This window comes from Actinocorallia sp. A-T 12471 (genome assembly GCF_033875155.1).
Classification (GTDB): domain Bacteria; phylum Actinomycetota; class Actinomycetes; order Streptosporangiales; family Streptosporangiaceae; genus Actinocorallia.
In genome coordinates this window covers 64,548-85,256 of record NZ_JAWZTE010000006.1, presented here as the reverse complement: position 1 = coordinate 85,256, position 20,709 = coordinate 64,548, and the positions used below count along the sequence as shown (strand labels likewise).

General features: G+C 71.4%; 22 protein-coding genes. 19 read left to right on the top strand and 3 right to left on the bottom strand.

The window, feature by feature from the left end; all coding sequences use genetic code 11:
• The first annotated feature begins 130 nt into the window (after positions 1 to 130).
• The 10 genes from R9X44_RS18445 (at position 131) to panB (ending at position 10,113) form a co-directional block, all read left to right on the top strand.
• On the top strand, positions 131 to 1,432 hold the full coding sequence (locus tag R9X44_RS18445) for a putative quinol monooxygenase (protein WP_319815437.1): 1,302 nt from the start codon (positions 131 to 133) through the stop codon (positions 1,430 to 1,432).
• Positions 1,429 to 1,662 (top strand): glutaredoxin family protein, encoded by a 234-nt coding sequence (locus R9X44_RS18440; protein ID WP_319815436.1) that lies wholly within the window; start codon positions 1,429 to 1,431, stop codon positions 1,660 to 1,662. The genes R9X44_RS18445 and R9X44_RS18440 overlap by 4 nt, the downstream gene beginning before the upstream one ends.
• A 169-nt stretch (positions 1,663 to 1,831) precedes the next feature.
• Positions 1,832 to 2,614 carry a redox-sensing transcriptional repressor Rex gene (locus tag R9X44_RS18435; protein ID WP_319815435.1) on the top strand — a complete coding sequence of 261 codons (783 nt, stop codon included), beginning with the start codon at positions 1,832 to 1,834 and terminating at the stop codon, positions 2,612 to 2,614.
• Positions 2,611 to 3,918 carry a glutamyl-tRNA reductase gene (locus tag R9X44_RS18430; protein WP_319815434.1) on the top strand — a complete coding sequence of 436 codons (1,308 nt, stop codon included), beginning with the start codon at positions 2,611 to 2,613 and terminating at the stop codon, positions 3,916 to 3,918. Before R9X44_RS18435 ends, R9X44_RS18430 begins: the two co-directional genes overlap by 4 nt.
• A complete protein-coding gene (hemC, locus tag R9X44_RS18425) occupies positions 3,915 to 4,826 on the top strand; it encodes a hydroxymethylbilane synthase (RefSeq protein ID WP_319815433.1) in 912 nt (303 codons plus the stop codon). Before R9X44_RS18430 ends, hemC begins: the two co-directional genes overlap by 4 nt.
• Positions 4,823 to 6,364: a uroporphyrinogen-III synthase gene (locus tag R9X44_RS18420; protein ID WP_319815432.1), complete on the top strand. Its 1,542-nt coding sequence runs from the start codon at positions 4,823 to 4,825 to the stop codon at positions 6,362 to 6,364. Before hemC ends, R9X44_RS18420 begins: the two co-directional genes overlap by 4 nt.
• On the top strand, positions 6,364 to 7,332 hold the full coding sequence (hemB, locus tag R9X44_RS18415) for a porphobilinogen synthase (protein ID WP_319815431.1): 969 nt from the start codon (positions 6,364 to 6,366) through the stop codon (positions 7,330 to 7,332). The genes R9X44_RS18420 and hemB overlap by 1 nt, the downstream gene beginning before the upstream one ends.
• A gap of 144 nt (positions 7,333 to 7,476) precedes the next feature.
• Positions 7,477 to 8,091: a bifunctional DNA primase/polymerase gene (locus R9X44_RS18410; protein ID WP_319815430.1), complete on the top strand. Its 615-nt coding sequence runs from the start codon at positions 7,477 to 7,479 to the stop codon at positions 8,089 to 8,091.
• A 162-nt stretch (positions 8,092 to 8,253) separates the two neighbouring features.
• Positions 8,254 to 9,141, top strand: a complete 888-nt coding sequence (gene panC, locus R9X44_RS18405; RefSeq protein WP_319815429.1) for a pantoate--beta-alanine ligase — start codon at positions 8,254 to 8,256, stop codon at positions 9,139 to 9,141.
• 27 nt (positions 9,142 to 9,168) lie between these two features.
• Complete coding sequence (panB, locus tag R9X44_RS18400) at positions 9,169 to 10,113, top strand: 3-methyl-2-oxobutanoate hydroxymethyltransferase (RefSeq protein ID WP_319815428.1); 945 nt, start codon at positions 9,169 to 9,171, stop codon at positions 10,111 to 10,113.
• Here panB and R9X44_RS18395 read toward each other — a convergent pair.
• On the bottom strand, positions 10,094 to 11,752 hold the full coding sequence (locus R9X44_RS18395; protein WP_319815427.1) for a serine/threonine-protein kinase: 1,659 nt from the start codon (positions 11,750 to 11,752) through the stop codon (positions 10,094 to 10,096). The two genes, panB and R9X44_RS18395, sit on opposite strands and share 20 nt — an antisense overlap.
• A gap of 214 nt (positions 11,753 to 11,966) precedes the next feature.
• Here R9X44_RS18395 and hemL point away from each other — a divergent pair, with 214 nt between their 5' ends.
• The 8 genes from hemL to R9X44_RS18355 all read left to right on the top strand — a co-directional run bounded on the left by hemL (position 11,967) and on the right by R9X44_RS18355 (position 18,916).
• Positions 11,967 to 13,259, top strand: coding sequence for a glutamate-1-semialdehyde 2,1-aminomutase (gene hemL / locus R9X44_RS18390; RefSeq protein WP_319815426.1), 1,293 nt, complete (start codon positions 11,967 to 11,969; stop codon positions 13,257 to 13,259).
• 29 nt (positions 13,260 to 13,288) lie between these two features.
• Positions 13,289 to 13,921 carry a histidine phosphatase family protein gene (locus tag R9X44_RS18385; RefSeq protein ID WP_319815425.1) on the top strand — a complete coding sequence of 211 codons (633 nt, stop codon included), beginning with the start codon at positions 13,289 to 13,291 and terminating at the stop codon, positions 13,919 to 13,921.
• Between the two features lie 49 nt (positions 13,922 to 13,970).
• Positions 13,971 to 14,510 (top strand): TlpA disulfide reductase family protein, encoded by a 540-nt coding sequence (locus R9X44_RS18380; protein WP_319815424.1) that lies wholly within the window; start codon positions 13,971 to 13,973, stop codon positions 14,508 to 14,510.
• Positions 14,507 to 15,262 (top strand): cytochrome c biogenesis CcdA family protein, encoded by a 756-nt coding sequence (locus R9X44_RS18375; protein ID WP_319815423.1) that lies wholly within the window; start codon positions 14,507 to 14,509, stop codon positions 15,260 to 15,262. Before R9X44_RS18380 ends, R9X44_RS18375 begins: the two co-directional genes overlap by 4 nt.
• On the top strand, positions 15,263 to 16,831 hold the full coding sequence (locus tag R9X44_RS18370; protein ID WP_319815422.1) for a cytochrome c biogenesis protein ResB: 1,569 nt from the start codon (positions 15,263 to 15,265) through the stop codon (positions 16,829 to 16,831).
• A 4-nt stretch (positions 16,832 to 16,835) separates the two neighbouring features.
• A complete protein-coding gene (ccsB, locus tag R9X44_RS18365; protein WP_319815421.1) occupies positions 16,836 to 17,771 on the top strand; it encodes a c-type cytochrome biogenesis protein CcsB in 936 nt (311 codons plus the stop codon).
• Between the two features lie 63 nt (positions 17,772 to 17,834).
• Positions 17,835 to 18,665 carry a hypothetical protein gene (locus tag R9X44_RS18360; protein ID WP_319815420.1) on the top strand — a complete coding sequence of 277 codons (831 nt, stop codon included), beginning with the start codon at positions 17,835 to 17,837 and terminating at the stop codon, positions 18,663 to 18,665.
• Positions 18,666 to 18,676: 11 nt separating this feature from the next.
• A complete protein-coding gene (locus R9X44_RS18355; RefSeq protein WP_319815419.1) occupies positions 18,677 to 18,916 on the top strand; it encodes a hypothetical protein in 240 nt (79 codons plus the stop codon).
• A gap of 20 nt (positions 18,917 to 18,936) precedes the next feature.
• On the opposite strand, the gene R9X44_RS18350 is transcribed toward R9X44_RS18355, so the two are convergent.
• Positions 18,937 to 19,134, bottom strand: a complete 198-nt coding sequence (locus R9X44_RS18350; protein ID WP_319815418.1) for a BldC family transcriptional regulator — start codon at positions 19,132 to 19,134, stop codon at positions 18,937 to 18,939.
• A 268-nt stretch (positions 19,135 to 19,402) separates the two neighbouring features.
• Between R9X44_RS18350 and R9X44_RS18345 the strand changes: the two genes are divergently transcribed.
• Positions 19,403 to 20,338: a threonine/serine dehydratase gene (locus R9X44_RS18345; RefSeq protein WP_319815417.1), complete on the top strand. Its 936-nt coding sequence runs from the start codon at positions 19,403 to 19,405 to the stop codon at positions 20,336 to 20,338.
• A gap of 98 nt (positions 20,339 to 20,436) precedes the next feature.
• Here R9X44_RS18345 and R9X44_RS18340 read toward each other — a convergent pair whose 3' ends face one another.
• Positions 20,437 to 20,652, bottom strand: coding sequence for a hypothetical protein (locus R9X44_RS18340; RefSeq protein WP_319815416.1), 216 nt, complete (start codon positions 20,650 to 20,652; stop codon positions 20,437 to 20,439).
• Between the last annotated feature and the right edge of the window lie 57 nt (positions 20,653 to 20,709).

Sequence of the window (20,709 nt, the reverse complement as noted above, 5' to 3'; positions counted from 1 at the left end):
TAGGGAGTCGGACAGAGCCCGGCAATGCCGCGTTACATGGAAAAACCGTGAGAAATTGCCCTCCCGGTACGCCCCATCGCGGTTCATCGGGCACCATGGGGGCGCGATGGTCGAAGGAATGCTGGCTCTTGTGGCGACTTTGGCAGCCCTCGTGGGCGCCGGGTTGCTCGTTCAGAGCGCCCTCAAAGAGCGGCGGGCGCATCTCGCCGTGTGGTCGGCGGCCCTTGTCCTGATGGGGCTCGGGCTCGCGGGCATGGCGCTCGGCTCCTTCGCCGGATTCAGCGGACCGGCGTTCCGGCTTTCGGCGGTCACCGCCGGGCTGCTCGCCCCGCTGTGCACGGCCGTCGGGCTGATCGAGCTCGCGGCCAAGCCCGTCCAGGTCAGGTTCGCCGCGCGGCTCGTCGGCGTCTCCTACGGGCTCGTCGCGCTCGTGGTGCTGCTGCTCGACCCGCTGTCGACCAAGAAGCAGGACAGCGGCCTGCCCAACCCCGGCGACGCCTACGGCCCGCTGCCCGGGACCCTGCTCACCGGCGCCACGGTGCTGACCGTGCTCGCGCTCATCGCGGGCGTGGCGACCACCGTCGTGCGCACCCAGAAGCGCGACAAGGCCGCCTACCCGCTGATGCTGCCGGCCGCGCTGGCGACGGTCGCGGGGATGATCAACGTGATCGCCGTCGGCTGGCTGCCCGGTCTGCTTAAGATCGTCGGGCTGGCCGCCGCCGCGGGGCTGATCTTCTTCGCCGCCTCCAAGACGACGGCCGAGTCCGCCGACTCCGACGAGGACGACAGGCACGACGAAGCGGGCAGCACGGCCCCCAGGGGCGCGACAGGCCCACATGACTACGGCTCGGCAGACCAGGAAGCAGAGGACGAGATGGCCTTCGACCCGCCGCACCGCCCGCAGCAGCCGCCCCGCAACACCCAGGGCATGCGCAGGCCCGAGCCGCCGCAGCCGCCGCTGCCCCCGCAGGGCGGCAGGCACACCGGCCAGCGCCCGATGCCGCCGCAGCCCCCGGCGGGCCCGCCCACCCAGGCGATGCCGCCGATGCAGTCCACCGGCCCGGTCGCGCCGGACGACTGGTTCGCCACCCCGCCGCCGCCCCAGCCGCAGCCGCCGACGGGCCCGTACGGCCAGATCGTCGTCTACACCCTGCTCGACGGCCGGGAGCAGGCGTTCGACCGGCAGGTCAACCAGCTGATCGGCGAGGCCGTGCGCGCCGAGGACGGCATCCTGATCTTCACCTGCCACGAGGTGGAGGGCGCGCCGACCCAGCGCATCTCCTACCAGCTGTTCCGCGACCGCGCCTCCTACAACGAGCACCAGGGCCGCCCGTACGTGCACCGCTTCCACGGTGAGAGCCGCACGCACGTGCTGGCCACCAACGTCATCGACCTGAAGCTGACCGGCGGCAGCCTGCCGGTCCTGCGATGATCACCCTGCTCTCCCGGCCCGGCTGCCACCTGTGCGACGACGCCCGCGCGGTGATCGAGCGGGTGGCGGCCGACTGCGCCGAGCCCTGGGAGGAGCGGGACATCACCCGGGACGAGGCGCTGCTGCGCGAGTACCACGACCACATCCCGGTGACCCTGGTCGACGGCCGCCAGATCGACTTCTGGCGGGTGGATGAAGATCGTTTGAGGCGCGCGCTAGCCTCTAGGTGAGTGTCTCGTCCGTCACACTCTCCGAGCCGGTGGCCACTGCCCACCAGGGACAACCGGCCGGACACCGATTCCCCGACTTTGTGCATTCGTTCACGACCGGGTTAACCTGGTGGAAATACGCCTCTCCCGGGGTGGGAGGGGCTGCTCAGGAGAGGCCAACCCACCCGCGATGAGCCCCCGGCAGGCGCACGACTCGGACCCCTCGGCCGGCAAAGACGTCTCCGGACGGGACCGCGCTCCCCGGGAGACCCATCGGGAGAGCAGCACTCGTGACGGCCCTACGAAGGCAGGCGTGAAAGGCATCCCCGAGGCGACCGTGGCACGGCTCCCGGTCTACCTCCGGGCGCTGAACGGGCTGGCCGAGCGCGGCGTGATGACCGTCTCTTCCGAGGAGCTCGCCGCGGCGGCGGGCGTGAACTCCGCCAAGCTCCGTAAAGACCTGTCACACCTCGGCTCGTACGGCACGCGCGGGGTCGGATACGAGGTTGAGTACCTCGTGTACCAGATCTCCCGCGAGCTCGGCCTCACCCAGGACTGGGTCGTGGCCATCATCGGAGTGGGTAACCTTGGCCGGGCTCTCGCCGGTTACGGCGGGTTCGCGTCCAGGGGTTTCCGGGTGGCCGGACTGCTCGACGCCGACGCCGCGACCGTCGGCCAGCGCATCGCCGGGCTCACCGTGGAGCACATAGACGAGCTGGAGACCATCATCAAGGACCATGGCGTGTCCATCGCCGTCATCGCCACCCCGGCGTCGGCGGCGCAGTCGGTGTGCGACCGGGTGGTCGCCGCCGGGGTCACCAGCGTGCTCAACTTCGCCCCCGTCGTCCTCACCGTCCCCGAGGGCGTCGACGTCCGCAAGGTCGACCTGTCGATCGAACTCCAGATCCTGGCGTTCCACGAGCAGCGCAAAGCCGGCGGACCGCACGAAGAGTACGTAGAGGTACATCCATGAGCCTGCTCGTCGTCGGCCTGAGCCACCGATCCGCCCCCGTCACGCTGCTGGAGCGCGCCTCCATCACCGGCGACGACCTGGTGAAGCTGCTCCACGAGATCCACGACGCGGTCCGCGAGACCATGATCGTCTCGACCTGCAACCGGGTCGAGGTCTACGCGGCGGTCGACAAGTTCCACGGCGGCGTCCAGGTGATCTCCGAGGCGCTGGCCAGGCGCTCGGGCATCGCCCTTGAGGAGCTGACCCGCCACCTTTACGTGCACTACGAGGACCGGGCCGTCCAGCACGCGTTCTCGGTCGCCTGCGGCCTTGAGTCCATGGTCGTCGGCGAGGGGCAGATCCTCGGCCAGATCAGGTCGGCGTTCAAGCTCGGCCAGGACGAGGGCACGATCGGGCGGGCGCTGCACGAGGTCGTCCAGCGGGCCCTGCGGGTCGGCAAGCGGGCGCACTCCGACACCGGCATCGACAAGGCGGGTGCGTCGCTCGTCAGCGTCGGGCTCCAGGTCGCCGCCGCGCACCTCGGCGAGCTCGAGGGCCGCAGCGCGCTGGTGATCGGCGCGGGCGCGATGAGCGGCCTCGCGGTCGCCACGCTGGCCCGCAGCGGGGTCGGCGAGATCGCCGTCGCCAACCGGACCTACTCGCGCGCGGTGCGCCTTGCCGAATCGGCGGCCGCCGAGGGCGTCCCGGCGCGGCCGCTCGAACTCGAACAGCTGGACGCCGAGCTGAACCGCGCCGACCTGATCGTCTCCTGCACCGGGGCCGGGCGGATCATCACGCCCGCCCAGCTCGAGCCGGGCCGCAGGTTCATCCTCGACCTCGCGCTGCCGCACGACGTCGACCCGGCCGTCCGCGACGTGGAGGGCGTCGGCCTCGCGGGCCTGGATGACCTGCGCACCGCCGAGGAGGCGGCGCGGGCGATCGGGCCCGAGGCCGTCGAGGCGGTGCGCCGGATCGTCGCCGACGAGGTCGCCGCGTTCCTGTCGGCCGAGCGGGCCGCCGCCGTCGCGCCGACCGTCGTCGCGCTGCGCACCAAGGCCGCCGAGGTGGTGGAGCTGGAACTCGCGCGGCTGCGCGCCAAGCTGCCCGACCTCGACCCCAAGACCGAGCACGAGCTGGCCATGACCGTCCGGCGGGTGGCCGACAAGCTCATGCACGCGCCGACCGTCAGGGTGAAGGAGCTCGCGGCCTCGCCGGGCGGCGACTCCTACGCCGACGCCCTGCGCGAACTGTTCGACCTCGACCCCGCGGCGCCCGAGGCAGTGACCCGCGCGGACATGCCGCGCCAGGAACGGAGGCCGTCGTGACCCAGCGAGCCCTGCGCCTCGGGACCCGCAAGAGCCTGATGGCGACGACCCAGTCGGGCCTGGTGGCCGACGCGTTGACCGCCGCGACCGGGCATGCCGTCGAACTCGTCGGGGTAACGACCGAGGGTGACGTCTCCAAGGCACTGCTCGCCCAGATGGGCGGCACCGGCGTGTTCGTCAACGCGCTGCGCGAGAAGATCCTCGCCGGTGAGGTGGACTTCGCCGTGCACTCGCTGAAGGACCTGCCCACCGGCCCCGCCGACGGCATCGCGCTCGCCGCGATCCCGTCGCGCGACGACCCGCGTGACGCGCTGTGCGGCCCCGGCAAGCTGAGCGAGCTGCCGCAGGGCGCGCGCGTCGGCACCGGCTCGCCGCGCAGGATCGCCCAGCTGCGCGCGATGCGCCCGGACCTCGAGGTCGTGGAGATCCGCGGCAACGCCGACACCCGCCTGGGCAAGGTGACCGCGGGAGAGCTCGACGCGATCGTGCTCGCGCACGCCGGGCTCGTGCGGATCAGGCGCACCGGCGACATCGGCGAGGTCTTCCAGCCCGACCAGATGCTGCCGGCCCCCGGCCAGGGCGCGCTCGCGCTTGAGTGCCGGGCCGACGACGCAAGGATGATCGAGATCCTCAGCGCGCTGGACGACCCGGCCAGCCGGGCGGCCGTCACCGCGGAACGCACCGTGCTCGCGGTGCTGGAGGCGGGATGTTCCGCGCCGGTGGGCACGTTCGCGTACCTGGAGGACGAGCAGAACCTGAGCCTGACGGCGGCCGTCGTGTCGGTCGACGGAACCCGCCAGATCAGGCTCACCGCGAGCGGCCACCCCGACCGGGCCGAGGATCTGGGCCGTGGACTCGCGGCCCGGCTCCTCGCCGAGGGGGCCGACAAGCTGATGGAGGTGCCATGACCGTCACATTCGTGGGCTTGGGCCCGGGCGATCCCGGCCTGCTCACCCTGCGAGCGGCCGAGGTACTGGGGAAGGTCGACACGGTCGTGGTGAACCGTTCGTCCTGCCCCAAGGAGGTGCTCGCGCTGTGCGGCGCCGCCGAGATCGTCGACGCCGACGACAGGGACGCGGCCAAGCTCGTCCTCGCCGCGGCCAAGACGGGCGAGGTGGCGCGGCTGGTGTCGGGCGACTCGGGCCTCGGCGGCAAGACCGCGAGGGAGGCCGAGCAGTGCGCCGCCGAAGGCGTGCCGTTCGAGATCGTGCCGGGGGTGTCGGCGGTCACGGCGGTGCCGCAGTACGCGGGCATCCCGCTGCGCGACGACCGCACCCGCGAGGTCCGCGTGATCGACGCGGCCGGCGGCGGCGTCGACTGGGACACGGTGGCCTCGGGCGAGGCGACCCTGGTGATCCTGGGCGCGGACGGCATGATCAGCGAGATCGCCAAGGGCATCATGTCGGCGGGCCGTCCGGACTCCACGCCGGTCGCCTACACCGCGCTGGGCAGCACGACCGAGCAGGAGACGGTCGTCACCACGCTCAACCGGCTGTACGCCGAGACCAAGGGCATGGACACCCCCGCGATGATCATCGTCGGCGAGGTCGTCCGGTGGCGGGACCGGCTGTCGTGGTTCGAGACCAAGCCGCTGTTCGGCTGGCGGGTCCTGGTGCCGCGCACCAAGGAGCAGGCCGCCGACCTGTCGGAGCAGCTGCGCTCCTACGGCGCGGTGCCCGACGAAGTGCCGACGATCTCGGTGGAGCCGCCGCGCACCCCGCAGCAGATGGACCGGGCCATCAAGGGCCTGGTGACCGGCCGTTACGAGTGGGTGGTCTTCACCTCAGTGAACGCGGTCAAGGCGGTGCGCGAGAAGTTCGTGGAGTACGGGCTCGACGCGCGTGCTTACGCGGGCCTGAAGGTCGCGGCCGTGGGTGAGCAGACGTCGGCGGCGCTTGTCGAGTTCGGCGTCGTGCCCGACCTTGTGCCGTCCGGGGAGCAGTCCAGCGAGGGCCTCCTGGAGGTCTGGCCGCCCTACGACGAGGACCTCGACCCGATCAACCGGGTGCTGCTGCCGCGCGCCGACATCGCCACAGACCGCCTCATCTCGGGCCTGACGGACCTCGGGTGGGAGTGCGACGACGTCACCGCCTACCGGACGGTCAGGGCCGCCCCGCCGCCCCAGCCGATCCGCGAGGCCATCAAGGGCGGCGGCTTCGACGCCGTGCTGTTCACCTCGTCCTCGACGGTGAAGAACCTGATCGGCATCGCGGGCAAGCCGCACAACGTGACGGTGATCGCGGTGATCGGCCCGCAGACCGCCAAGACCGCCGAGGAATACGGGCTGCGCGTCGACGTTATGGCTGAGAAGCCGTCGGTGTCGGCGCTGGCCGAGGCGCTGGCGGAGTACGGGTCGAAGCGGCGCGCCGCCCAGGTCGAGGCGGGCGAGCCGCTGCGCAAGCCCAGTCAGATGCGGCGCGGAGCGAGGAAGAAGAGGTTCACCTGATGATCGAACGTCCCCGCAGGCTCCGCAGGACCCCGGCCCTGCGCAGGCTGGTCGCCGAGACCCGGCTCGACCCCGCCGACCTGATCCTGCCGATGTTCGTCAAGGAGGGCATCGCCGAGCCCGCCGAGATCGTCTCGATGCCCGGCGTGTACCAGCACACCCGCGACAGCCTGCGCAAGGCCGCCCACGAGGCGGCCGAGGCGGGCGTGGGCGGCGTCGTGCTGTTCGGCATCCCCGCCGACAAGGACGAGCGCGGCTCGGCGGCCGACGACCCGAACGGGATCATGCAGGTCGCCCTGCGCGATCTGTCCGCCGATCTCGGCGACGCCCTGGTCCTGATGACCGATCTGTGCCTCGACGAGTACACCTCGCACGGACACTGCGGGCTGCTGACCCCGTCGGGCGAGGTCGACAACGACCCGACCCTCGAGCGGTACGCGTCGATCGCCGTCGCGCAGGCGCAGGCGGGCGCCCAGGTCGTCGCGCCGAGCGGCATGATGGACGGCCAGGTCGCGGCGATCCGCGCGGCGCTCGACGGCGCGGGCTTCACCAATCTGCCGATCATGGCCTACTCGGCAAAGTACGCCTCCGCGCTGTACGGGCCGTTCCGCGACGCCGCCGAGTGCGCCCCCCAGTTCGGCGACCGCGCCGCCTACCAGCAGGACCCGGCCAACGCCCGCGAGTCGCTGCGCGAGGTCGGCCTCGACCTCGTCGAGGGCGCGGACATCGTCATGGTCAAGCCCGCCGGGCTCTACCTCGACGTCGTCCGGCAGGTGAAGGACTCCGTCGAGGTGCCCGTCGCGGCCTACCAGGTGAGCGGCGAGTACGCGATGATCGAGGCGGCGGCGGCCAACGGCTGGATCGACCGCGACAGGGCGATCCTCGAGTCGCTGGTGTCGATCAAGCGCGCCGGGGCCGACCTGACCCTGACGTACTGGGCCACCGAGGTCGCGCGACGGCTTCGGTAGGGTCCGTGCCCGGTTCGGCCGGGTGATCTCCTTTGTAGTTATCCGGCTAGTCATTTGGAACCGTATCCGGGGGTCGGCGCGCAGGCCCGGGGAGGCTTTCGCCATCATCGGGGGAAGGGCGGTTCTCTCCTCGGGGGGCGGTACATGTTGGCGGTGACGCGCTATTCACGCACGAAGAACCGGTTGGCCGACGCGGCACGGGACTACGCGCGGCGGGGCTGGACCGTCGTGGCGGGCGCGTCCGCCGGGGTGGACCGGGCGTGTTCGTGCGACAGGATCGGCTGTCCCGACCCCGGCGCGCATCCGGTGTCGGCGGCCTGGGGCATCCAGGCGACCGCCGAGGCCGAGACCCTGAACCGCTGGTGGTCGCGCACGCCGGCCGCCAACGTCATCCTGCCGACCGGCCTGGTCTTCGACGTGTTCGACGTCCCCGCCGCCACCGGCCGGGCCGCCCTCGAGGCGATGGCCGCCGCCGGCGTGCCGACCGGTCCCGTCGCCGGGGTGGGCGACGACAGGCTGCTGTTCTTCGTCGCCACCCGGGGCAACCCCGAGGACGAGGCCGAATGGTGGTCCTGCCACCTCGACTCCACCCCCGAGACCATCGCCGACAACCCGGGCATGCGCTGGCACTGCCGCGACAGCTACGTCGTCGCGCCCCCGTCCGTCCTCCCCTCCGGCCGCGAGGTCTTCTGGGTCCGCCCCCCCGACGGCGCGCCGCTGCCCGACCCCCTGCGCATCCTCGAGTACCTGGCCGAGTAGCCGGGACCCGAGAAGACCGAGGCGCGGCCCATGGGCCGCGCCTTTCGCCGTTGCCTGACCTTTCCCCGCCCGTTGCCGTGTCCTGGGCAGGCGTATCGGCGTCGAGAATCTCCTGATGGAAAGATCATTTCAGGGTCTTTCAGCCCTGGAAGGAGAAGACCCATGGAGATCATCAGGACCATCCCCGCACTGCGGGCCGCGCTGCGGGCGGCGGGGGGAAGCGTGGGGTTCGTCCCCACGATGGGCGCGTTCCATGACGGGCACGCCTCCCTGATGCGGCGGGCGCGCGAGGAGTGCGACACCGTCGTGGTGTCGCTGTTCGTCAACCCCGCGCAGTTCCCCGACCGCTCGGTGTTCGAGGCGTATCCGCGCGACGAGGCGCGCGACGCGCGGATCGCCGGGGAGCAGGGCGTCGACCTCCTGTTCGCGCCCGAAGCCGCCGAGATGTACCCCGACGGCTTCGCCACCGAGGTCCGGATCGACGGGCCGCTGTCCCAGACGCTGATCCGGTCGGGTCTGAGCGGGGACGGGCAGCTCACCGGGATGTGCACGGTGATCGTCAAGCTGCTCAACATCGTCGGCCCGGACATCGTGTACTTCGGGGAGAAGGACCTGCCGCACTGGATCGCGGTCGAGCGCATGGCCGGTGATCTGAACGTGCCCGCCGAGATCCGGGTTCTGCCGACGGTCCGGGAGGCCGACGGGCTCGCGATGTCGAGCCGCAACGTCCACCTCGGCCCGCACCGGGCCCGCGCGGCGTGCGTGCCGCGCGCCCTGAACGCCGCGCTCGCCGTGGTCGCCGAGGGCGGACGCGACCCGCGCGACGCCCGTGCGCGTGCCCTCGCCGAGCTCGCGGCCGAAGGTGTCGACGTCGAGTACTTCGAGATCCTCGACGGCCGGACCCTCTGCCCCGTCGACGACCTCGCCACGCCCGCGGTCGTCGCGATCGGCGCGCGCGTGGGCGCGGTGTCCCTGCTGGACATCGCCCGCACCGCCCCGCCGACCCACGACGCGGCAGCCGGCCGGACCACCGCCGCGCACGTCAGCTGACACCCGACCGCACCCAGGAGACGCATCGTGTCCAGCCATCCCGTCCCACCCGAGCAGAACAGCCCGGCGCGACCCGAACCCGTCCGACGGCGCGGGCCCGTCACGCTGACCGACGTGGCGGCCATGCACCGACGCGGTGAGCCGCTCGTCATGGTGACCGCCTACGACCACCCCGGCGCGCAGGTGGCCGACTCGGCGGGCGTCGATCTGGTCCTCGCCGGGGACTCCGCGGCGATGACGGTCCTGGGCTACCCCTCGACCGTCGAGGTGTCGGTGGAGGAGATGCTGATGCTCACCGCGGCGGTCCGCCGCGGCCTCACCACCGCGCTGCTCGTCGGCGACCTGCCCTTCGGCTCCTACGAGGTCTCCGACGAACAGGCCGTGGGCACCGCCCAGCGGTTCGTGAAGGAGGCGGGCTGCGCCGCGGTGAAGCTCGAGGGCGGCGGCGCGATGGCGGTCAGCCGCGCCCGCGCCATCGTGCAGGCGGGCATCCCGGTGATGGGGCACGTGGGGCTCACCCCGCAGACCGCGCACGCTCTGGGCGGCTTCAAGGCGCAGGGCCTCAGCGCGGAGCGCGCGCGGGAGATCCTCGCCGAGGCGCTCGCGCTCCAGGACGCAGGCTGCTTCGCGCTCGTCTTCGAGGCGATCCCCACCGAGCTCACCGAGGCGGTGATGCCCAGGTTCACCGTGCCCGTCATCGGCATCGGGGCCGGGGCCGCCACCGACGGCCAGGTCCTCGTGTTCCACGACCTGCTCGGCATCTTCCACGACTTCACGCCGCGCTTCACCAAGCGGTACGGCGACCTGCGCACCGATATGACCGACGCCATCCGCGCGTTCGCCGACGAGGTGCGCGACCGGGCCTTCCCCGGCCCCGAGCACTGCTACCACATGCCCGAGGACGAGCTCGCCGCCTTCAGCCGGTCATTGCTCCCGCAGAGCCGCAGGGCCGCTACTTCTTCGGGGGCTTGATGGTGATCTTGCCGCCCCACTTGCTGTAGGTGGTGATGACGGTGATCTTGGGCTTGCCCTCGGCGGTGATGACGAGCTTGAGCTGGCGGGGGAGCCACGAGGTGCCGATGGTGAGGTCGTAGGAGACCTTGGCCTTCTTGTAGCCGGGGGCGACGTCGTCGAGGCCGGAGACGTCGGTGGCGGTGCCGAGCCAGCGGGTGTTGCCCTTGCGGCTCAGGGTCTCGGTGGCGTCCAGGAGGTCGGTGAGGGCCGCGACGGAGCCGCCCCAGCGGGCGTGCGCGGCGAGGACGCCGTAGGTCCGTGCCTTGCCCACGGGGAACTTCTGCCAGTTCGCGCCGACCTGGACGTGCGCGGTCCCGCCGATGACGATCGCGGGACGCTTGGCGAACGGCTTGGGCCCGGCGAGGTTGATCTTCAGATCGCCGTTCTTGACCCAGCCCGAGGCGTTCGTGCTCTCCTTGCCGGAGGTCCGCTTGAAGCCGAGCGCGAAGCTGTCCTTGCCGTCGACGGCCGTGGTGATCTTCCCGGCGAGGCCGGGTCCGTCGAGCTGCTCGATGGTCGGAGTCGGCAGCGGCGTCGCGGTGGCGAGCGGGGTCGAGGCGGCGGGGGTGCTCGTGGGGGAGACGACGACCTCGGGGTCGCCGCCCTGGTTCGCCGCGTACGCGACGCCCCCGACGACCAGAACAGCCGCCACGCCGCCGCTCAGGAGCAGCAGGGGACCCCTGCGCGCCCCGCCCTGCGACAGGCCGTTGGCGTCCTTCTTGGGGGCCAGGAACGACCGCTGCTGCGGCGGCGGGGGCGGCGCGTCGGCCGCGCGCTTGGCGAGCTCGCGTACGCGGGCGCGTCCGCGCTTCTCCCAGTCGGCCCCGAAGACGGGGCTGACGGCGTCGTCGAGCTCGGCGAGGAAGTCCGCGGCCGACCCGGGACGGTCGTCGGGCGACTTGGCGAGGCCGTGCAGGACGAGCGGGCGCAGCGGGCCCGGCACGTCGGTGACGGGGACCGCCATGTTGTTGTGCGCCTTGCCCAGGCCGCTCGTGGACGTGGCCGGGAACAGCCGCCGCCCGGTCAGGCACTCCACGAACACCGCGGTCGCGGCGTAGATGTCGGCGCGGTCGCTCTGCGGCGAGCCGTGCCAGCGCTCCGGCGCCTGGTAGGCGGGGTTGCCCGCGGGCGCGCCCCTGCCCTGCACGACCGCGATGCCGAGGTCGCTCAGCTTGGCGCGGCCGTCGGGCGCGATGAGGACGCGGTCGGGCGTCACGTCGCCGTGGTGCACGCCCTTGGCGTGCGCGGCGGCAAGGCCCAGCAGGATGTCGCTGAGGACGACCACCGCCGACTCCGGGTCGAGCGGGTCGGTCAGCAGCCTGCGCAGCGCCACCCCCTCGAAGTACTCCGAGACGATCGCCGCCTCGTCGCCCTCGGTGACCAGCTGGTAGACCTGGACGAGGTTGTCGTCCTCCAGTTGGGAGAGGGTCTCCATCCGGTGGGCGAAGGCCCCGTCCCGAGGCAGCGCAGGAGGCAGGTACCGGATCGCGACGTTCGTCCCGGTGAGCTCGTCGGTGGCGAGCACCTGCCGCCCGGACGCGTCGGTCCCCAGCTCGCGGACGAGCGAGAACCCCGGTACCGCCCAGCCGTCAGTCACTTCAGTCCAGCCCCTTAACGCACGTGCATTTCCAATGCCCTCATGGGTGGATATCGGCAGTTGCGGTGCGTGGTCAAGCGAGTTACCGGATTGTGTCGGGGTCGGCGCATATGTGCGGCCGAAAGGCCACGGCGCGCGCATCCGGCGGTGACCTTCCGTGATCTTCTGACGGACCTGGGCACGCTCACCCGAGGGGTGCTGGCAGACTGAGTCCGTGACTTCCACCGAGCGATCCCAAGCCCTGTTCGAGCGGGCCCAGAGCGTCGTGCCGGGTGGTGTGAACTCGCCGGTCCGGGCGTTCCGGGCCGTCGGCGGAACGCCCCGGTTCATGGCCTCGGCCAAGGGCGCCTACCTGACCGACGCCGACGGCAACACCTACGTCGACATGATCTGCTCGTGGGGGCCGATGATCCTCGGCCACGCCCATCCCGACGTCGTCGCGGCGGTCACCGCGGCCGCCGCGTCCGGGACGTCGTACGGCGCGCCGACCCAGGGTGAGGTGGATCTCGCCGAGGAGATCGTCGCGCGCACGGCCGTCGACAAGGTGCGGCTGGTCAACTCCGGCACCGAGGCGACGATGTCGGCGATCAGGCTGGCGCGCGGGTTCACCGGGCGGGCCAAGATCGTCAAGTTCGCCGGGTGCTACCACGGGCACGTGGACGCGCTGCTGGCCTCGGCCGGGTCGGGCGTGGTCACCCTCGGGCTGCCGGACACTCCCGGCGTCACGGGGGCGTCCACCGAGGACACCGTCGTGCTGCCGTACAACGACGCGCTCGCCGTCGAGAAGGTCTTCGCCGAGTTCGGCCACGAGATCGCCTGTGTGATCACCGAGGCGTGCCCGTCGAACATGGGCGTGGTCCCGCCGATCGACGGCTTCAACGAGCTGCTGCGCCGCCTGTGCGCCAAGCACGGGGCCCTGCTGATCCTGGATGAGGTGCTCACCGGCTTCCGCGTCACGAAGTCCGGCTGGTACGGGCGTGAGGGCGTCAAGGCCGACCTGTTCACGTTCGGCAAGGTGATGGGCGGCGGCCTGCCCGCCGCGGCGTTCGGCGGCCGCGCCGACGTCATGGACCACCTCGCCCCGGCCGGGCCGGTCTACCAGGCGGGCACCCTGTCGGGGAACCCGCTGGCGACCGCCGCGGGCCTGGCGACGCTGCGCGGCTGCACCGACGAGGTCTACGCCAAGGTCGACAGGTCTGCAAGGCTCGTCGGCGAGTGGGCGTCGGACGCGCTCAGCCGCGAGGGCGTCCCGCACCGGCTGCAGACCGCGGGGAACCTCTTCTCCGTCTTCTTCACCGACGAGCGCGTCCTCGACTTCGAGGCCGCGCGCAAGCAGAACTCCGCCGCCTACGCCGCCTTCTTCCACGAGGCCCTGGAGCGCGGCGTGTACCTGCCGCCGTCGTCGTACGAGGCGTGGTTCCTCAGCGCCGCCCACGACGACGCGGCGCTCGACCGGATCGCCGAGGCACTGCCGCACGCCGCCCGCGCGGCCGCGCGGGCAGTCTGAGTCGCCCGCACGGGTACCCTGGGGCCGCCATGACTGAGACCACGATCGTCCACCTGCTGCGCCACGGCGAGGTCCACAACCCGCGTGGTGTGCTCTACGGCCGGCTGCCCGACTTCCACCTCAGCGAGGACGGGCACCTCATGGCCAAGGCCGCGGCCGACTTCCTGGGTCGCCGCGACATCGCCGCCGTCTACACCTCGCCGCTCGAGCGCGCGCAGGAGACCGCGGCGCCGCTCGCCGAGGCCACCGGGCTCACCCCGATCGTCGACGACCGGCTCATCGAGGCCGAGAACGTCTTCGAGGGCGAGGTCTTCACGATGGGCCGGCTCGCCGACCCGCGCGTGTGGCCGCGCTTCCGCAACCCGTTCAGCCCGTCGTGGGGCGAGCCGTTCGAGGTCGTCGCGCGGCGCATGAACTCGCTGACCGAGGACGCGCGGCGCGCCGCGCGCGGCCACGAGGCGGTGTGCGTGAGCCACCAGCTGCCCATCTACACCGCGCGGCGGCGGGCCGAGGGCCTGCGGCTGTGGCACGATCCGCGCCGCCGCCAGTGCGGCCTGGCCAGCGTCACGAGCCTCATCTTCGAGGGCGAGACGCTGGCGCGCGTGGACTACCACGAGCCCGCCGCGCATCTGATCAAGGGTCCCACCGTCCCCGGCGCCTGAGTCGCCGGTACAGTCGGGTACTACAGCCCGTAGTACTTCAGGAGTGTTCATGATCCCCCGTGCCGTCGCCGCGTCCGGTGCCGCCCTCGCGCTGCTGCTGGCCGCGGCGTGCGGATCGGGCGGCGGCGGGACCGCGCCGGGCGCGCCGATCCCCGTCGGCGAGCGCAAGACGCCGTCGACGGTCACGGGCGAGGACCTCGAGGGCAAGCCGCTCGACCTGGCGTCCTTCAAGGGCAAGGTCACCGTCGTGAACTTCTGGGCGTCGTGGTGCGGCCCCTGCCGGGGCGAGGCCGAGACGCTGGAGTACGTCTACAAGGAGAACAAGGACAAGGGCGTCGAGTTCGTCGGCGTGGACATCGAGGACACCCGCGACGGTGCCAAGGCGTTCACCCGCACGTTCGGCACGACCTACCCGAGCTTCTTCGACCCAGAAGGCAAGATCACCCAGGCGTTCTCGACGGTCAACCCGAGCGCGCTGCCGACCACCCTGATCCTCGACCGCAAGGGCCGGGTCGCCGTGCAGTTCCCCGGCCTTGTGACGACGACGAAGCTCGAACCGGCGCTCGCTGAGATCGTCGCGGAACAGTGAGCGTCGCGGCCGTCGGCATCGAGCAGACCATCACCAGCGGGACCCTGGTGCTGGCGCTGCCGCTCGCCGCGCTCGCGGGCATGGTGTCGTTCCTCAGCCCCTGCGTGCTGCCTCTTGTCCCCGGCTACCTGTCCTATGTGACGGGCATGACCGGCGAGGACCTGGCCGAGCAGCGCAAGGGCAGGCTCGTCGGCGGGGTCGCGCTGTTCGTCCTCGGCTTCACGTTCGTCTTCATGGCCTACGGCTTCTTCTTCGGCGGGCTCGGCCGCTGGCTGCACGCCTACGAGGACGTCATCACCCGGACCCTCGGCGCGGTCACGATCGTCATGGGCCTGCTGTTCATGGGCATGTTCACGCGGTTGCAGCGCACGGTGAAGTCCGCGCGGCTGCCCAGCGCGGGCATCGCGGGCGCGCCGCTGCTCGGCGCGCTGTTCGGCCTCGGCTGGACCCCGTGCATCGGCCCGACGCTCGCCGCGATCCAGGCGCTCGCGGTCACCGAGGCCACCCCGATACGCGGCGGTCTGCTGTCGTTCGTCTACTGCGTCGGGCTCGGCCTGCCGTTCCTGGTGACCGCGCTGGCCTACCGCCGCGCGCTGGGCGTCTTCGGGTGGGTGAAGCGGCACTACCTGCTGGTGATGCGGCTCGGCGGAGGGATGCTCGTCGCGATCGGCGTGCTGCTGCTGACGGGGCTGTGGACCGAACTCAACAACGAGCTGCGCGTCTGGATCGGCGGCTTCGGGACGGTGATCTAGATGGGACTGACCGGCTGGCTCCGCTGGGGCTGGCGGCAACTGACGTCGATGCGGACGGCGCTCGTGCTGCTGTTCCTCGTCGCGCTCGCGTCGGTGCCCGGCTCGATCTTCCCGCAGCGCGGCATGTCGCCGGAGAAGGTCCAGGAGTACTTCACGAACAACCCCGACCTCGCGGTCTGGCTCGACCGGCTCTCGCTGTTCGACGTGTTCGCCGCGCCCTGGTTCGCCGCGATCTACCTGCTGCTGTTCACGTCGCTCGCGGGCTGTGTGGTGCCGCGCGCCTGGCAGCTGTTCCAGCATGTGCGGGCGCGGCCGCCGAAGGCCCCCAAACGGTTCGGACGGCTTCCGCAGCACGCGGAGTTCACGTCGGAGGCGGCGCCGTCGGAGGTCGTCGAGGCGGCGCGTACGGCACTGCGGGGGCGGCGGTTCCGTACCGTCGTGGACTCCGGTGCGGGCGGCGAGTCCGTCGCGTCGGAGAAGGGGTATCTGGGCGAGGCGGGGAACCTGCTGTTCCACCTCGCGCTGCTCGCGCTGCTGTTCGCGGTCGGACTCGGCGCGCTGTTCGGCTACCGGGGCAACCTCCTGCTCACCGAGGGCAAGGGCTTCAGCAACTCCCTCGCCTTCTACGACGAGTATCAGCCGGGCCACTTCGTTGACCCCGAGGACCTCGCGCCCTTCCAGCTCACCCTTGACGACTTCGAGGCGTCGTTCATCTCCTCGGGCCCGCAGACCGGGCAGCCCAAAGGCTTCTCCGCGAAGGTGACGTACCAGGAGGAGCCCGGAGGCGAGGGGAAGAAGTACGACATCCGGGTGAACCACCCGCTTCAGGTGGACGGCGCGAAGGTCTACCTCCTCGGCCACGGCTACGCCCCCACCTTCAAGATCACCGACTCCGAGGGGAACGTCGCGTTCGACGACGCCGTCCAGTTCCTCCCGCGCGAGACCGGCAACCTCACCTCCGAGGGCGTCCTGAAGGCCCCGGACGCCAAGCCGCAGCTGGCGTTCCAGATGATGTTCTGGCCGACCGCCGGCGCGTCCGGCGACGGGACCGCGATCGTCTCCACGTTCCCCGGCCCGCTCAACCCGACGGTCGCGGTCATGGCCGCGTTCAAGGGCGACCTGAACATGGACGGTGGCGCGCCCCAGTCCGTCTTCGAGATCGACTCCACCAAGCTGGAGATGGTCAAGCTCGCCGAGGACGCCAAGGTGCTGAAACTCGGCGACAAGCTCGAGCTGCCCGACGGCGCGGGCACGTTGGAGTTCACCGGCTTCAAGGAGTACGGGGCCATCACCGTCACCTACGACCCGGGTCGCGTGCCCGCGCTGGTCGCGGGGGCCCTGGCGATCCTCGGGCTCGTCGGCTCGTTCATGATCCGGCGGCGCAGGGTGTGGGTCCGTGCGAGCGTCGGGAAGGACGGGCGTACCTTGGTCGAGGTCGGCGGCCTCACCCTGGGCGCGGCCACCGCCGAGTTCGACGAGATCGTGCGCGAACTGCGGCCAGACGACGACGGGCGCGACACGCGTCCGCAGGACAGCGAGCCGGTCGCGACCGGCCCGATCAAGGAGTGACACGGTGGTCGACGCCGATCTGGCCGGCCTGAGCAACAACCTCGTGCTCGGCGCGGTGCTCTTGTACGTCGTCGCGATGTTCGGCTACGCGGCCGACCTCGTCGCCTCGCCCACCCGGGCCGAGCGCCGCGCGCTGGTCGGCGCGGGCGCGCCGGCGTCGGACGAGGCGCCCGAGGAGGGCAAGAGGCGGGTCGACTGGGGCCGCTTCGCCGTCCTCATCACCTGCCTCGGCTGGCTCGCGCACGCCGCGGCGATGATCGCCAGGGGCGTCGCGGTCGAGCGGTGGCCGTGGGCGAACATGTACGAGTTCGTCGTCGCGATCTGCCTCGCGGCGGTGACCGCGTACCTCGTGCTGCTGTACAAGGCCAAGGCGCGGTTCCTCGGCGCGTTCGTCATGGTCGCGGTCGTGATCGGTCTTGGCGCGGCGACGATCTGGCTGTACCAGGAGGCGGGCGCGGTCGTCCCGGCCCTCGAGTCGTACTGGATCGCGATCCACGTCAGCGCGGCGATCATCGCGTCGGGCGGCTTCACCGTCGGGTGCGTCGCGAGCGTGCTGTACCTCGCGGCGGCGCGGCGCGAGGCGGCCGGGCCGGAGAAGAGCAAGCCCGGCCTGCTCGACCGGCTCCCGTCCGCCGACGTCTTCGACGGCCTCGCCTACAAGTCCGTCATGTTCGTCTTCCCGATCTGGACGTTCGCCATCATCGCGGGCGCGATCTGGGCCGACTCGGCGTGGGGCCGCTACTGGGGCTGGGACCCCAAGGAGACGTGGTCGTTCATCGTCTTCGCCATCTACGCCGGATACCTGCACGCCCGCGCCACCGCGGGCTGGAAGGGCAAGAAGGCGGCGGCGGTGTCGCTCGTCGGTTACGCGGCGCTGCTGTTCAACCTCGTCGGCGTGAACATCTTCTTCGAGGGACTGCACTCCTACTCCGGCATGTGATGTGATCTTGCCCCGTTCCGCGCTTGAATGGTCCGCGTTGTCCGGCTACGCGGGAGATTGCGAATGCGGTGGGGTAGACACCGGAAGACCGCCGAGGCGATCCCCGCGGCCCCGGTCCGTCCAGACGCGGTACGCGCCCGTGAGGTGCAGCCGCGCGACGGCCGGGGCCGCTTCCGTCGCGCGGGACGCGACGACGCCTCGGTCGGCCTGCGGGACGCCGCGGCCTACGAGCTGTACGACGCGGTGGACGCCATCGTCGCGGTGCCCCCGCACCCGCCCGACCACCCGTGGGGCGGCGACGGACGCGTCAACTGCGGGCCGCTCGAGGACGTCCTGGTCCGGCAGTGGGACGCGGGACTCGGGCCACCGCCCGAGGCGATCGTCCGGGCCGTGGAGAGCCTCGCGGCGCTGCCCGCACGGCTGAAGGAGAAGCTCGCCCGCGGCCTCGACGCCATCTACGTCGGCCCCGGCGGCGTGCCCGACCTCGACCACATGGGTGAGCTCAAAGGCCGGGCACTGCCGTCCGGCGCGGCCACGTGGGACATCTGCGCGGGCGCGTACGGCCACCGCAAGATCGTCGTGGGCGACCGTCCGTCGCCCACCCCCGACGTGATGATGCACGAGGTCGGCCACGCCCTCGACGACGTGGACGACCCCACCGGCGGCTGGGCGTCGGACTCCCCCGAGTTCCAGACGCTGTTCCGCGCGTGCTCGCCCTTCCTGCGCAGCGGGTTCCACCGCCAGGAGGGGGTGCTCGGACGCCGGGAGTTCTTCGCCGACGCGTTCGCGGCGATCGCCTCGCACCAGCGTCCCGCCCTTGTCGACATGCTGGGCGGCAACATCCGCCTGGCACTCGACGTGATGCTGTTCTTCAACCGCAGGTATGGAATCTGAGGAGTACGAGGATGTACGTGATCAGACTCGCCAATGGGAGATTGCGGGTGCCGCACAGCGAACTCACCGAGAACGACGAGATCGTTCAGACCTATCGCGAAATAGGGCCGGAAGACGAGGAATACTCAGCACTGATGGCCGAGGCGGTCAGTGAAGAGGAACTCGTCAGGATCAAGGAGCGCTGGCGCAGGGACGACGAGGCGTTGCGCGCGAGCTTCGAGGCTTGGAAGGCCGAAGCTCCGGAGGAATAAGCCGGAACGGCCGTCACTTCCTAGCGGACTTCGGCGAGCGGCTCTTCGCCGCGCAGGAGTGCGTGCACCTCGGACTCGCGGAACCGGCGGTGGCCGCCGGGCGTGCGGATGCTGCTGATGCGGCCTGCGGCGGCCCAGCGGGTGACCGTCTTCGGGTCGACCCGGAACAGCGCGGCGACCTCACCAGGTGTCAACAGACGCTCACTAGTGCTTTCCACGGATTCTCTCCCCTTTTGTCCCGCTCTGGTGACGGGTGGTTGGATTCCAAGTCTGACGGGTCAAGACCGATTCATGCCTTGTTTTCGGAAAAGATGACTTTCCGTGACGCCCTGACCAGGGGCTATGTCGGAAAGTAACCGATGCATGTCTCACAGCAGCAACGTGGGTGTCACTGACACCGCCCTTGACCTTCGCAGACCCCGTCTGATGACGGTTTCCGGTGGTTGGTTCGGAGCCGGGGGAGTGCCCTCGGCTAGGGTTCGCCTCATGTCGGATCTGGTCACTTTGTCGGAAATCGAAGAGGCGGCGCGTCGGCTCGTCGGCGTCGCCGTGCGCACCCCTCTGGTCCGTCTCCCCGGGACCGAATTGTCGATCAAGCCGGAATCGCTGCAACCGATCGGCGCGTTCAAAATCCGCGGCGCATATGCGGCGATGACCGCTGGACCGGTCCCGTCGGGGGTGGTCGCGCATTCCAGCGGCAATCATGCCCAGGCCGTCGCGTACGCGGCGCGGGAACTCGGCATTCCGGCGGTACTCGTCATTCCGCATACCGCGCCGGAGCTGAAAGTCCAGGCGTGTCTCGACCTCGGGGCCGAGGTCGTTCTGGTCGAGCCGAACATGGAGGCCCGTGTGGGGACTGCCGCGCGCCTCGCCGAGGCCCACGGCTACGACCTGATCCCGCCCTTCGACGACCTCAGGGTCATCGCGGGCCAGGCCACCATCGGCCTCGAGATCGTCGCCGACGACCCCCACGTGGACGTCGTCCTGGTCCCGGTCGGGGGCGGCGGCCTCATCGCAGGCGTCGCGACGGCCGTCAAGCTCCTGGCCCCTCGCGCGAAGGTAATCGGAGTAGAGCCCTCCCTGGCCGCCGACGCCCGCGAATCCCTCCGCAGCGGCGTCCCCATCGCCTGGGACCCCGCCGACACCGCCCGCACCATGGCCGACGCCCTCCGCGCCGAACGCGTGGGCGACATCCCCTTCCGCCACATCCTCAAGTACGTGGACGACATCATCACCGTCACCGAAGAAGAGATCTTCGAAGCCACCCGCCGCATAGCCGCCGCCGCCCACCTCATCGCCGAACCCGCCGGCGCCGTAGCCACCGCCGCCTACCTCTCCCACCGCCCCAAACTCCCCGACGGCACCCGCTACACCGCAATCCTCTCCGGCGGCAACACCGACCCCGCCCTCCTCTTCGACTAACCCCGGCCCCCCAGCGCCCGAAGCCGAAAGCACAGTCCCTCCCGCGAGGTCCCCGGCGCGCGGAGCCGGGGCGCGGGCGGAGGGCCCGCTTCGGTGGGTCAGATCGCGGTGCGGAACGGCCCCTCGACGGGCCGGGCCAGCGGGTGCCCGGCGGCCCCGAGGAGCTCGTTGAGCACGTCCCGAAGCGCGGCGGCGCCGTCGAGGTCGAAGACGAGGGTGTCCACCGGCCGGTACGGCCACGGCGAAACCTGCGGCAGCAGGATGATCTGATCCCCCGCCCGCCCCTCGCGCCCACGCTCAAGCCCGACAAGCACCGGATCGTCCCCAAGGTTCACCGCCGCGACATCGGCGCACGGCCCATAGTGCGCCTC